This window comes from Streptacidiphilus pinicola, from assembly GCF_003258295.1.
Lineage (GTDB): Bacteria > Actinomycetota > Actinomycetes > Streptomycetales > Streptomycetaceae > Streptacidiphilus > Streptacidiphilus pinicola.
In genome coordinates this window covers 18,257-30,892 of the sequence record NZ_QKYN01000073.1, presented here as the reverse complement: position 1 = coordinate 30,892, position 12,636 = coordinate 18,257, and the positions used below count along the sequence as shown (strand labels likewise).

Annotated in this window: 8 protein-coding genes and 4 pseudogenes; 5 read left to right on the top strand and 7 right to left on the bottom strand. The window is 69.1% G+C overall.

Features of this window, described 5'->3' with window-relative positions:
- Nucleotides 1-73 precede the first annotated feature (73 nt).
- Nucleotides 74-1,933, bottom strand: coding sequence for an autotransporter (locus DN069_RS19185; RefSeq protein WP_111502389.1), 1,860 nt, complete (start codon nucleotides 1,931-1,933; stop codon nucleotides 74-76).
- A 66-nt stretch (nucleotides 1,934-1,999) separates the two neighbouring features.
- Nucleotides 2,000-3,490: an RICIN domain-containing protein gene (locus DN069_RS19180; protein ID WP_111502387.1), complete on the bottom strand. Its 1,491-nt coding sequence runs from the start codon at nucleotides 3,488-3,490 to the stop codon at nucleotides 2,000-2,002.
- A 604-nt stretch (nucleotides 3,491-4,094) separates the two neighbouring features.
- Between DN069_RS19180 and DN069_RS19175 the strand changes: the two are divergent.
- The 4 genes and pseudogenes from DN069_RS19175 to DN069_RS19155 form a co-directional block, all read left to right on the top strand.
- A pseudogene (locus DN069_RS19175) lies at nucleotides 4,095-4,911 on the top strand (IS5 family transposase).
- 24 nt (nucleotides 4,912-4,935) lie between these two features.
- A pseudogene (locus tag DN069_RS19170) lies at nucleotides 4,936-5,337 on the top strand (transposase); the annotation flags it as partial.
- Between the two features lie 233 nt (nucleotides 5,338-5,570).
- On the top strand, nucleotides 5,571-7,835 hold the full coding sequence (locus DN069_RS19165; protein WP_111502385.1) for a protein kinase domain-containing protein: 2,265 nt from the start codon (nucleotides 5,571-5,573) through the stop codon (nucleotides 7,833-7,835).
- Between the two features lie 286 nt (nucleotides 7,836-8,121).
- A pseudogene (locus DN069_RS19155) lies at nucleotides 8,122-9,609 on the top strand (ISKra4 family transposase); the annotation flags it as partial.
- A gap of 42 nt (nucleotides 9,610-9,651) precedes the next feature.
- Here DN069_RS19155 and DN069_RS19150 read toward each other — a convergent pair.
- From DN069_RS19150 to DN069_RS19145, 4 genes and pseudogenes are all read right to left on the bottom strand, one after another.
- A pseudogene (locus tag DN069_RS19150) lies at nucleotides 9,652-9,744 on the bottom strand (helix-turn-helix domain-containing protein); the annotation flags it as partial.
- A 129-nt stretch (nucleotides 9,745-9,873) separates the two neighbouring features.
- Entirely contained in the window at nucleotides 9,874-10,233 is a 360-nt protein-coding gene (locus DN069_RS39440) for a hypothetical protein (RefSeq protein ID WP_133259971.1), read from the bottom strand.
- Between the two features lie 35 nt (nucleotides 10,234-10,268).
- Nucleotides 10,269-10,454 (bottom strand): hypothetical protein, encoded by a 186-nt coding sequence (locus tag DN069_RS39435; RefSeq protein ID WP_133259970.1) that lies wholly within the window; start codon nucleotides 10,452-10,454, stop codon nucleotides 10,269-10,271.
- Nucleotides 10,455-10,498: 44 nt separating this feature from the next.
- Nucleotides 10,499-10,945 (bottom strand): hypothetical protein, encoded by a 447-nt coding sequence (locus DN069_RS19145; protein WP_111502381.1) that lies wholly within the window; start codon nucleotides 10,943-10,945, stop codon nucleotides 10,499-10,501.
- A 519-nt stretch (nucleotides 10,946-11,464) separates the two neighbouring features.
- Here DN069_RS19145 and DN069_RS19140 point away from each other — a divergent pair.
- Nucleotides 11,465-11,977 carry a hypothetical protein gene (locus tag DN069_RS19140; RefSeq protein ID WP_133259969.1) on the top strand — a complete coding sequence of 171 codons (513 nt, stop codon included), beginning with the start codon at nucleotides 11,465-11,467 and terminating at the stop codon, nucleotides 11,975-11,977.
- On the opposite strand, the gene DN069_RS42865 is transcribed toward DN069_RS19140, so the two are convergent.
- The gene (locus DN069_RS42865) at nucleotides 11,880-12,278 is read right to left on the bottom strand and encodes an SDR family NAD(P)-dependent oxidoreductase (RefSeq protein ID WP_424556303.1); all 399 of its coding nucleotides are present in this window, start codon (nucleotides 12,276-12,278) and stop codon (nucleotides 11,880-11,882) included. The two genes, DN069_RS19140 and DN069_RS42865, sit on opposite strands and share 98 nt — an antisense overlap.
- Nucleotides 12,279-12,636: the final 358 nt, after the last annotated feature.

Sequence of the window (12,636 nt, the reverse complement as noted above, 5' to 3'; positions counted from 1 at the left end):
GACCTGGCCGGATGATTGATCGGCACCTGCGTGCGGGCAACTCGCCGGTGTGGTCGTCTTCGTGCGAGCTCACTCACGAGCGACTGCCCCGACGCCCCCTGGCCTTGGGCTGCCGTAGCCGCCGTGCCAGTAGGACGATACCTGCGCCAACCCCGACTGCCGTTGCCACGGCCACGGCCACGGCTGGAAGGCTCCCTGTGGAGGCCGCCTCAGCCGTGCCGGGGCCGGTGACAGCCCGGGCAGGGACCACACCGACACCGGACGAGGGGGACGCACCACCTCCCGGTTCTTTCAGCGTGCCGCCGACGACGCGCCCTTCGAAGCGGGTCGACGACGTTTGAAGGACTGTCAACGTGGTGCCGCGCGCCATGAGAATCGTGCTGCCGCGGACCCCGCTCAGGGTGCGCACGGTCGGGCTCCCGGCCCGGCGCAGGTCCAGCACGGCCGCGGCCGAGGTGAGCCGCACTCCGCTGCTCGCCGCGAGATCGGCCGCGGCGGTCAGGGCCAGCGTGCCGTTGGAGATGGTCGTGGCGCCGGTGTAGTCGACGGGGGCCCTCATCGTTGTGCTGGCCGGACCGGCCTGGGTCAGGGAGCCGTTGCCGGTGATCCGGCACAAGCTCAGCGGCGTGGTGCGGTTCTGGAGTACGAGCGCCCCGTCGTCGACTATGCGGTCGGTCGGGGTGTCGGTGAGCAGCGTCGCGTCGCCTCCGGCGGTGCCACTGCCGAGGCGGAGGACGGCGCCGGCCCCGATGGCGGTGGTGCCGTGATAGTTCTGCGGGGCGGCGAAGGTGACGTCGTTGCCCCGGGTCGGCAGCAGGCTCACGTCGGCGTAGGCAGGGGTGGCCAGGGAATTGTGGTAGATGCCGCCGGAGACCGGTGTGCCGAGGGTGACCGGGCCGTCGTAGTCGAAGGCGAGGGTGCCGTTGTTGTGGATGTTGATGTAGGAGTCGGCCGCGTTGGCGGGCAGGAAGAAGCGCCGCGTGGTGCCGTCGCCCCACTGGACGTGTGCGCCTTCGATGTTGATGCCGCGGGTGTTGTTCCGGTGTGGTATGGCGTCGTAGTTGAGTGAGGGATCGCTGAGTGCCGGGTCACCCTCAGAGCCACCGTCCGCGTAGCTGTAGACGCCGGTCATGACGACCTTCCCGGTGCCCCAGGAGTGGAAGTTGATGTCGTTCCCGTAAACGGTTTGGTAGAAGTCGGGGCGTAGTACCTCCGTGCGGTCGGTGGCGGCACCGACCATGGCCGAGCCGTTGTTCAGCACCGCGCGCAGCCGGTCCAGCGAGGTGGTGTACGCGTTGGTGCCGAGGTCCGTGCCGGTGCCGTTGGCGAGCGTACCGGCGAACGGCTGGTCGCCGGACAGTTCCAGCGTGCCCCAGGTGGCGCGGGGCTGGCTCACCAGTCCGGTGCCGGTGATGGTGCCGAGGTTGTAGTTGCGGCCCGCCACGTCCAGGACGAGGGTGCCGTCCACGCGGACGTTGTCCGCGTTGAGCTGGAATCCAGGCGTCTGGTACGGGTAGTGACCGATGACGCCGGTGGAACCCCCCGTCCCGTACTGGAGGGTGACCCCGGCTTCGACGACGACGGCGGGCGGGTCTGGGTTGCTCACGGTGGTGACCGGGTGGTCCGGTGTGGTGGTGACTTCCTGCCTGCGGCGCCCGGGTGGGAGAGCGAAGTCACTGTCCCGGGTGAGGATCAGGGTGGCCGGACCACCAGCGGCGCGCAAGGTCAGCGTGCCCTGTCCCGTGAGCACACCGCGGTAGGTGGTTGTGCCCGGAGGCAGGGAGAGCACGGCGTCTCCGTCGAGGACCACGTCGCGCCCGGCGAGGATCGCGCCGGTGATGTCCATGGCCGCGGCCACCGGCGCGCCGGCCAGAACAGTGCTGCCCACCACCGTGACCAGTGCCGCGACGAGCGCCGCCGTTCGCCTTGCCATCGCCGTTCGTCTCCTTGCGCGGCCGCCGTTGACGGCTGAATGTTAGCGTTAACGTACGTGCCCGAGTCAGGAGACGGTCCACTGCTCGCTGGTGGCTCCGATGCCGGTGAGCTGGACGACGGCGGCGCCCCCGGTGGTGGAGGAGGATTCCACCCCGACGTTCAGGCCACTGTTGATGTTGACGAGCATGAACTTCGTACCGGTGAGGCTCCCGACGAGATCGGCGGCGAACTGCTGGTTGGTGCCTCCGTTACAGGTCCACTGCTCGAGCTGCATGCCCTCGGCAGTCGCCTGGCCGGGCACGTCCAGGCACAGTCCGCTCTTCACGCTGGTGAGGGTGTAGACGTTGTCGGACACTCGGGTCAGCGTCCACTTCTGGTTGTCACCGCCGTTGAACTGCCACTGGATGACCTTGGCGCCGTTGGACGTGGAGCCGCCCGAGACGTCCATCAGCATCGAGCTATTGGCGTTGGTCAAGGTGTGCACCGCGTTCGTCGGGATGCCGGAATCGGGGGCCCAGGTGCCCGCGCCGGTGTCCAGCGTCCAGTTCGGGTACTGGCCCAGGTTCACGGTCGTGCCGCGGATGGTCAGCGGCAGCCAGATGAGCGGCGAGTTGCCCAGGTCGCTGGTGTTCCATCGGTCACCCGCGTAGAGGTAGGTGGTGCCCGACGCGCCTTGAACGGTGATGATATTGGCGGTCTGGCTGTCGTAGGTGTGGGTACCCGGCGCTGCGAAGTCGCGCACAGGTGCCCACGGGCCACTCAGTGACGTCGCGGTGGTGTAGACGTTGTCGTTGGCACCCCAGCCGGTCAGGTGCGAGGCGAGCAGATAGTACGTACCGCCGACCTTGACCAGGGCGGGTGCCTCGTAACTGGCCGAGCCGCTGCCGCCCAACAGGGCCACCGCACTGTCGACCGACAGGTAGTCGGCGGCGAGCCGGTAGATGTGCAGGCCGTTGTTGCGGTCCTCGCTCAGCAGGTAGCCGGTGCCGTCGGTGTCCTGGAAGAGGCCGATGTCGCGGCTCAGGTTGCCCAGCGGACGGAAGCTGTCCTGGTAGGCGTACGGGCCGCACGGGGAACTGCTGGTCGCCACGCCGACCCTGGCGTCGGAGTAGGTGGAGCTGTCGATGTGCATGTACATCACGTAGAGGCCGGTCGAGGAGTTGTGGATGACCTTCGGCCGTTCCACGATCCGGTCGGGGCCCAGGTCGCCAGTGGCCTGCCTTCCCAGTGCCACTCCCCGATACGTCCAGCCGCCCAGGTCCGTCGACGTGTAGCAGGGGATGTCCTGGAACGAGGTGTTCGACGACGTCTCCCCGGTCTTGTCCTCGCCGAAGCCGTACCAGGTGGCACCGACCTTGATGATGCCCAGCCCGTGCAGTTGGAGCGTGTTGCCGTTCTGGTCGGTCCGGGTGGCTCCCAAGGTGAACGACGCGGTGGCCGCGGTGGCCTGCGTCGGCAGCAGGAGCGCCGCGAGGAGGACCAGCAGAGCGAGGAACGACGTGGTGCCAAGTTGCCTGGCGCTTGGCCGGCCACGGCGAGGGTGTCCGTTCGACATGCGTCGGCTCTCCTTTGAGGACTAGCCACCCGGTGTGCGGTCAGGAGGTGGAGGCGGCCGTAGAGGTGGCTGAAGTCGATTCGCTCGGGCAGTGGTTGATTATGTGTAAGAGGAGTCGTTCGTTGGGCAAAATGTCAAGATGCCTGATGGATTCTGTTGTAGTGCGAGCCTGCCGGCGTCGAGCTCTGGAGTCACCAAACACCCGAAAATCAAAGGAAGATGAGCGTTCGAGTGTTGACCTCTGGGAGTCAGACCCCTACAACTGTCCATGCGGTCAGTAATGTTGAGTCATGGTTGATTCTGTTTTCCGAAGCCGGTCCGATGAACCGACCCGTCCTCGCTGTCACGGTAGCGGTCTGCCTTCTCAGCCTCGCCGGCTGCCGGTCCGAGGTGTCCTCAGCCAAGCAGCTCGTACTCCCGGCAACGGCGCCTGCCTGCGCCTCCCCGAGCGCAGGCGGGCCATCCAGCGCTGGTCACACCTTCGAGAGGAAGTCCACCTAGCGAGCCGAAGAACTGACCGACGGTTCCCTGCGCATGACGATCGGCGATGTCGACAATGCACCTAAGACCGTGTCCTATGTGGTGGCGGCTCGTTGGGCTGGTCATGGGGCGGGGTACGTGGAGCTGGATCGTTCCGGACGGGCTGTGGGAGCTCGCGAAGCCGTTGATTCCGCCGGACCGGGTGCGGCCGCAGGGTGGCGGAACGGCCAACCGCCTGATGAGACGCTGTTCGCGGCCATCATCTACGTGCTGGTCAGCGGCTGCGCGTGGCGCGCGCTGCCGCCGTGCTTCGGGATATCGAAGTCCACCGCCCACCGCCGCTTCCTCATCTGGTCCAGAGCCGGCGTCTGGGGCCGCCTCCACGAGGCCGTGCTGCACCGGCTCGACGACGCCGGCCTGATCGACGTCACCCGCGTCGTGCTCGACTCCGCCCACGTGCGGGCCAAAAAAGGGGCGAACTCACCGGTCCGAGCCCCGTGGACCGCGGCAAGCCGGGTTCCAAGATGCACGTCCTGTCGGACGCGACCGGACTGCCCCTGGTCGTCGGCGTCACCGCCGCGAACACCCACGACAGCCAAGCACTGAAGCCCACGGTCGAGGGCCACCAAACGAGACACGACCCTCACCGCGGCCGTCACTTCAAACCCCAGCGGCTCCACGCGGACAAGGCCTACGACATCCCCCACCTGCGAAAATGGTTACGCGGCAAGCGCATCGGCATCCGCATCGCCCGCAAAGGCATCGAGTCCAGCGAACGGCTGGGGCGCCGCAGGTGGGTCATCGAACGCACCATGAGTTGGCTGACCGGCTACCAGCGCCTCAACCACCGCTACGAACGCCACCCCCGCAACTACCTGGCCTTCCTCGGCCTCGCCGCCGCCCTCTGCTGCTACAAACGCCTCATCCGACTCACCACATAGGACACGGTCTTACGCGTCCGCGACGGCCAGGAGATCACGATGACCGCCTCCAGCCGCAACAGCGCCTTCTACCAGCAGTTCCTCCAACGGGTCGAGGATGCCAACCCGGCCGGCGACATCTACGTGATCACGGACAACCTGTCCTCTCACAACAGCGCGTCCACCCGGACCTGGCTCGAGGAGCATCCCCGCATCAAGCACGTGTTCATCCCCGTGGGCGCCTGCTGGCTCAACCTGCAGGAGGGCTGGTGGCGTCTCTTCCGCAAGGCCGCCCTCGCGGGACGCTCCTTCGGCGACCCTGACCACATCGCCCACGCCACCCGCGTGGCCACCAAGCAGCTCAACGCCCGCGCCAGACCCTGGATCTGGGGCAGACCCGCACCACCGACCCGGACCCTCAGGCGCCGCTACGTGTACACCCTTTGAGGAACGCAGCACTAGTGCCCGCCCGCCAACCTTTGCCCGTCAAGCTGCGGCGTCCGGCACGTGCAACTGCAAGGCGGCGGACCGCCCTCGTACTGGGTGTACTTGGGTGATTCGCCAACGCAGCCGATGTGCGTGCCGGCGTCGCGGCAGGGCAAAGGCTAGCGGGCGCGGCACTAGAATCGCGCCGTCGCCGCAACTCACGCGGCGCATTCCGGGGGACGGGGACACACCTCATGCAGCCGCTCATAACTGACGATCCGCCAAGCATAGGCCCGTACCGGCTCGTTGCCCGGCTCGGCGCGGGCGGAATGGGTCAGGTGTATCTGGCCCGCAGTGCCGGCGGGCGGACGGTCGCCGTGAAGGTCGTCCGCGCGGACCTCGCGGGCGATCCCGGATTCCGCGACCGCTTCCGGCGCGAGGTCGCGGCGGCACAGGCCGTGAACGGGACGTTCACCGCGTCCGTCGTGGACGCCGACCGGGACTCGGCCACGCCGTGGCTCGCCACCACATATGTGCTGGGCCCGTCTCTGGCCGAGGCCGTCGCGGCGTGGGGGCCCCTCCCGGAGGTGAGCGTGCGCGCGATCGGGGCGGTCCTCGCGGAGGCGTTGACCGCGATCCACGGCGCCGGGCTCGTCCACCGGGACCTCAAGCCGTCGAACGTGCTGCTGGCCGCGGACGGACCGCGCGTCATCGACTTCGGCATCGCCCGCGCGCTGAACGAGGCGGGCAGCACGCTCACCAGTACCGGTGTGGTCGTTGGCTCGCCCGGCTTCATGTCCCCCGAGCAGGCTGCCGGCCTTAGGGTGGGACCGGCGGGGGACGTCTTCTCACTCGGTTCCGTGCTCGCGTTCGCGGCGACGGGCAACGGGCCCTTCGGGCAGGAGTCGGCAGCGTCGCTGCTCTACCGCGTCGTGCACGAGCAGCCCGACCTTGAGCAGGTGCCCGGCTCGCTGCGCGAGGCCGTCGCGGCCTGCTTGGCGAAGGACCCAGTGGAACGGCCGACACCGGCCGCGCTGCTGGCGCTGCTGGCCCCGGAGGGTACCGCGGCGCTGCTGCACGGCGGCACCTGGCTGCCGACGCCTGTCGCCTCGGGCATCGCCCAACACGCTGCGCGCGTCATGGAACTGGAGACTCCGGCACCGAGCCCCGCCGCCGGCGGTGCAGCACGGCCGAACACTGGGCCGGGACCCGGCTTCAGCAACGGCAAGGCGGGCGGCGCAGCCTACAGTCCCACCCTAGCCGTCAACTCCGGCGCACCGGCAACCGGGGCGAGCGCCGAAGACCCAACACCCGCGGGCGCCGACATCCAAGCCGCCGCCTCACTATCGCGCCGTCGGCTGCTCTACGGCGTTCTCGGCGCGGCCGCCGTCGCGGCAGCCGGGGGCAGCGTGGCGATCGCGCTCTCCGGCAGCGGAACCGACAAGCCGACGGTGGGCGGTACGGCGGCCGCCGCTCCCTCGGCACGCCCGCAGACCCGGCCGCCGGGCGTCGCGCCGCAGCCGATCTGGACGTACACCGCGAGCGGCACGCTCGACGTCCCGCCCGTGTCGACGCCGTACGGCCTGCTGGTCACTGACAAGACCATAACCGCGCTGGACCCGCACTCGGGCGCCCAGAAGTGGACGGGGCCGGAGCAAACCGTCGACGGCCTGCACGAGCCGTTCGCGCTGAGCGGTGGGTTCATGGTCGCCGCGCTGAGCGGCGTCCTGGACACCCTGGCCGGCTTCGACCCGCACACCGGTCTCCAGAAATGGACCTGGCAACTGCCCAACCACTACGGGCTGGAGAGCATCCTCGGCGCCAACGACCAGGCGGTCTTCCTCAGCGCGGCGGGCGGACTGCTGGTGGCCGTCGACCCGCAGACGCGCACGATCCTCTGGACCCAGAAGCGGCAGGTCGCTGCCAACGGGGGAGACTCCGCCGCCGGGTTCGCCACCGGCAGGTATCTCGTCTACACCAACGACAACGACCACGTCGTGGTCCGCGACGCGGCCACCGGTGGACAGCTCTGGGTCGCCGAGGCAGCCGGTCAGAAGACCACGCAGATGCCATTGCTCGCCGAGGACACCCTCTACCTGGCCGGCGATCAGGTCATCGGCTACGGGCTGGACAAGGGCGACAAGCGGATGGCCACGGCCACCGCACACGACCCGGTCTACGGCGGTGCCTCCCTCTACAGCGGCACGGCCTACGCGGACGGAGTGATCTACTCCGCCATGGGCTTCGGTGTGGTCGCAGTGGACGCCCGCAGCGGCCTCCAGCTCTGGCAGGGTGACGTGAACGATGCGTCGGCGTACCCGCTCATGGTTGTTCAGGACACGGTGTTCGTCCCGCTCGACGCGGGACAGACGATCGTGGCGTTGGACCGCAAGAGCGGCCACCTCCTGTGGTCCTTCTCCGACCGCGGCGACAAGTCCGCGCCCTGGTTGCTCGCGACAGACGGTACGAATCTCTTCGCCGCCCACGACAACCACCTCTATGCGCTGCCGCCCCGCTGAGGCTTACGGCCTGTCCTGCGACAGGGCGTCCCGGAGCTGGGCGCGGGTCTTGATGCCCAGCTTGGGGAAGATCCTCGCGGTCGGATGCGCGGTAGTGCCAAGGATCCGGACTCTCCCCGGCTCTCCCTGGACCTCACGCGGAACCCGCCAAGGCCAGGTTCCGGGCGGCCGCCGCCGCGCCGGCGCCAGGGTGATCCGCAGGCCGATGGGGTTGAGCACGACGTGTCCATCGCGAAGGCCCTCGGTCCTTCGACCGGTCCCACGGGCTGATCGGCGCGCTCCGCGTTCATGCGCGGCGTCGACCGCTACGATAGGAACCCTGTCAGGCGGCGATGCGACGGGCTGGACCCACGCTGAGCTGGAGGAACACCTCGAGATGGCCGGGCGGGACCTGCTCCGCCTGCTGCTGCAGGACCACCTCGACCTTCGCGCTCAGCGGGAGGAGACGCAGGTCCGGGCTGGTGCCGGCCCAGTCGTGATCGGGCCCGACGGCCAGGTGCGGCCCTGGCGGGAACCCGGCCACCAGCGGTGGTTGGCCACCATGTTCGGGCCGGTCCGCGTCACCCGGGTCGCCCACCGCGGCCCCGGCACCTGCAACGTCCACCCCGCCGACCACGCGTTGTCGCTGCCCGCGGGCCGGCACTCGACCGGCTTACGGCGGCTCGCGGTCACCGAAGCCGTCCGCGGTTCGTTCGACCAGGCCCACGAGGCGATCGAGCGCCGCTGCGGGAACGTGCTCGGCAAGCGCAGGCTGGAAGAGCTCGTGGTCGCCGCGGAAGTGGACATCGACGCCTTCTACCGAGCTCGGCCCCCCATCCCGTGCAGCTCGGACATGCCTTTGGTGGTCCAGGTCGACGGCACGGGCGTGGTCATGCGTCCCGAGGCCCTGCGTCAGGCCACCCGTCGAGCCGCCGAGAAGGCTGCCGGCGGCCACCGCGGCCGGCTCGCGCCCGGCGAGAAGCCGAACCGCAAGCGGATGGCCACCGTGGCCTGCGTCTTCGACACCCGACCGGCCCCCAGACGCCCGCACGACGTGATCCACCCGCCAGGCGGCCGCAGTGGCGAACGCCCCGCCCGTCCGGGACCGGAGGCGGAGAACAAGTGGTGCACCGCCTCCCTGGTCCGCTCGCCCGAGCAGGTCATCGCGGACGCTTTCGACCAAGCGCAGGCTCGTGACCCGAAGTGCCTGCGGCCCTGGATCGTCCTGGTGGACGGTGCCCGGCACCAGCTCGACCTGATCGAAGCCGAGGCCCGCCGACGCGGGATCACGGTCCATGTCCTGCTGGACTTCGTCCACGTCGCCGAGTACGTCTGGGCGGCCGCCCACGTCTTCCACAAACCCGGCACCACCGAGGCCGAGGCCTGGGCCGCCGACCGCCTGATCTCGATCCTCGCAGGCCACGCCGCCCGCACCGCGGCCGAGATGACCGCCCAAGCCGACCAGGAAGGACTGCCCGTCGCCCGGCGCAAGGCCGTCGACACCTGCCAGCGCTACCTGACCGGACACCTCGACCAACTGCACTATGACACAGCCATCGCCAACGGCTGGCCGATCGCCACTGGCGCGGTCGAGGGTGCCTGCCGCCACCTGATCGCGGACCGCCTCGACATCACCGGCGCCCGCTGGGGCCCACCCGGAGCCGAAGCCGTCCTAAGGCTCCGTGCAGTCGTCTCCAACGGCGACCTCGACCCTTACTGGCGCTTCCACACGCGTCGAGAGCATCAACGCACCTGCCTCGAACCCTGCCCACAGAAGTTCGCCCTCACAGCCTGACCAACGTCGTCCCTCGAAACGAGACGCACCCATCTCCCGCTTGACCGTGCTCGCCGGCCGCCCCAGGGCACGCCCGATCTCCCGCAACGACCGGCCCAGCGCCCGGAGGTCCCGTATCCGTTCGCGCTCGGCCAGTGTCAGGAACCGCGGATGGACCCCGAAAGATCATCGCGTCCAACAGCCACGGTCCTCGCAACTCCCACAGATCACGGGTGTTGCGAGGACCGTTAGAACCCAAGGGAAGTTCAGCGGGGCCTTGTCGTGTCAGTCGTCCTCTTCTCTCTCGTCGTGGGGCGGTTGCGGAGGCTGCCACCACCACGGAGGTGGAGGCGGCGGCCTTCGTCGGCTGACGGCGACAATCACAATCACAATGAACGCCGGGATGGCGAAGAAGAGGATCGAGGCGAGCAGCATGCCTGGCCCGTCCTCGAATTGGTGATGCACCACGCTGCCCCCAGTTGGTGTCTGCGGGAAGCGTAGAGGGTCAATGGCGGGGTTACCAGGTGTCGACGTGTCCGCCGCGCCAACTGACCATCTTGGGTCGTCGACGTTGAGATCGTCGTGGGGTGCGTTACGGATGCACTTGCGGCGGCACAACGCCCAACTGCGGATCCCGGCGATCACGCCTTCACTCGAAAATGGGCCGCGTGAGCCGGCGCTCAGCCCGCGAGTGAGGCGGCTGCGAGGGCCACCAGCGAGAGCAGGGCCAGGTCGGCGTCGGGCCGGTGCAGGGCCGCGATGGTGGTGGTGAGTTCGGGAATTTCGTCGGTGCGCGGGAGGAAGCGCACGCCCGGGAAGCAGAGCGCGGACGTGCTCTCGTCCCACCACAGAAGCCTGGACGGCACGCAGCCGACCGCCGCTGGGGGCGCGCGTCCCGGCCCCGGATCGACTACTTCCCACTGCTGTGATGGCGGTCGTCGCCGACACCGCGGACAGGGGCGAACCCGGCGACCTGTTCGACCGCCCTCCTCGCATGCCTCACGCCGAGCCGCACGATCTGGTCCACAGTCAGGTCGGGTATCGAGATGCTGCGGTAGACGAAGTCCGCGGCGAAGCCGTTGAACGGGAGCGGCGCTCCGTCGACGGCAAGCGGCCGCTCCAGGCTGGTCTCGCCGAGCTGTTCGCGTGCCAGGTCGAAGGAGAAGTAGCCGCCAAGGCTGCGGGCCTGCTCCTCGCGCACCCTCCGCGCGGCTTGACTCGATCCGTGCCCGGACTCCTTGCCGGCGGGGTAGACCAGACGGAACTGCCCCTCCTGGATCTGCCATCCGAGGGCTGGCCCCGCGAGAGCGGTGAACATCTCGACGATGCCCTGGCCACGGCTCATGGCCGACTGCACGACCACTCCTCGGCGCGGCGCCCCTGCGCCCCCACAGGTGATCATCTGCCAGGCCGAGCATGCTCCAGGTCGCGCTCAGACACCGAGGAAGAGCTCGCGCGCGGCGCCAGACTCGACGTCCGGCAGATCCGGAAGTTGGATCAGCGCCTGGACAGGCCTGCACGCGACTGTGACCCCGGCCGTCAACGCAGGACTGCGCGACGGGCAGGCGCGTGCTGTGGCTTCACTGGCGAAACCGAGCACGTCGGGGGGAGCGGCGTCGACCCCGCCACGCGCTTCAGCGACCACGTGGAACGTCGCTGAAGCGTTGATCAAGGGGTCCGCGCGAGCAAGTCCGCAATCCGTTCCCTCGCTCCGGCCCCGCACCCAACCGCCGCCGAAGGCCCGGGGTCGGCGGGCGACCTGTCCCCCGGCGCGTCCGCCGACCAACTCGCCTCACCCCTGCAGACGACGTGGCTCAACAACTACGCCAAGGCACTGGCCGCGTCGAACGCGAAGTTCACTCCCACCACAGCCACCGTGCCACAGGGTGACTACGGCCCTGTCCCGGTGATCATCCAGGCGGAACAGCTGATCGCCGCCAACGGCAGCCTCGACGGGTACTTCCAGGGCAGCGATCAACAGCTGAGCACCAACACCACCAAGGGGACCATGTTCTTCGGAGACGGCACCCTCTGGGGCGACGTCGCGACAGCGCAAGGCGTCGCGGGCGACCGGTGGGGCGTCATGAACGAGCTGTGGGACTACCCCGGCCAGGTCTGGCTCTGGCTGTACGCGGGGATGTACCAGGTCCCTGCTTTGAACCCCTCCGGCAATGCCAACCTCGACCTCGACGTCGGCCTGCTCATGATCCTGTTCGGCTTCCTGCTGCCGATGTTCGCGCCGTGGATCCCGGGCATCAACCGGATTCCGCGATGGATCCCCCTCTACAAGATCATCTACCGCGACTACTACCGCAGCGCGAGCGCCAAGCAACCGCCGACCCCGGAACCCCGCACACCGGATCCCGAACCACCGTCCCCTGCACCATAGTTCCGCCAGGTCGGACACCGCGCACCCCGACGAGCAGGACACGCACTCCGGTGCCGTGGAGCTGGTCGGCAAGGCTGCGGGCGAACGCGGCGAGGCCGGCCTTGGCCGCGCCGTAGACGAAATTGGCCCTACTCGGACGCACGGCGGCGATCGAGGACAGCACGACCAGGGTTCCCCGGCCGCGAGCGCGCAGGTGGCCGACGAGCGCGAGCAGGACGCTCACGTGTCCGGTCAGGTTGGTCTGCAGCAGGAGCGCCGCCAGTTGCGGGTCGCGGTCCAGGTCATCCTGGGGTGTGAGCACTCCGGCCGCGGAGATCACCAGGCCCAGGGGGCCGTCGGCGATCAGCCGGTCGGCCGGCTCCCGGTGACATCCCGAGCCTGACCAAGGTCTACCGCCTCATCTGGCGCGACTGATTCCGCGACCACCCGACACCCCGACCCGATACGGCTCGCACGTGACGACAGCTCAACCCGCCAGCAGCACACCGAGAGCAACGCGGCCAGTGCGCTCACGCCGGTGAGCGCCCCGAACACCGCCAACCCTGTCGTGCTGCCGGCCCTCGCATGCAGGAACGCCATGATTCCGGAGACAGCCACGACCACGAGCTACGAGGAGCGTGGTGCGGTAGGCGCCGTGATCCTTCGCTTGCTCGGCAGCA

Coding starts and splice junctions, on each gene's coding strand:
- DN069_RS19185 (WP_111502389.1), bottom strand. CDS start 1,933: ATGGCAAGGCGAACGGCGGCGCTCGTCGCGGCACTGGTCACGGTGGTG.
- DN069_RS19180 (WP_111502387.1), bottom strand. CDS start 3,490: ATGTCGAACGGACACCCTCGCCGTGGCCGGCCAAGCGCCAGGCAACTT.
- DN069_RS19165 (WP_111502385.1), top strand. CDS start 5,571: ATGCAGCCGCTCATAACTGACGATCCGCCAAGCATAGGCCCGTACCGG.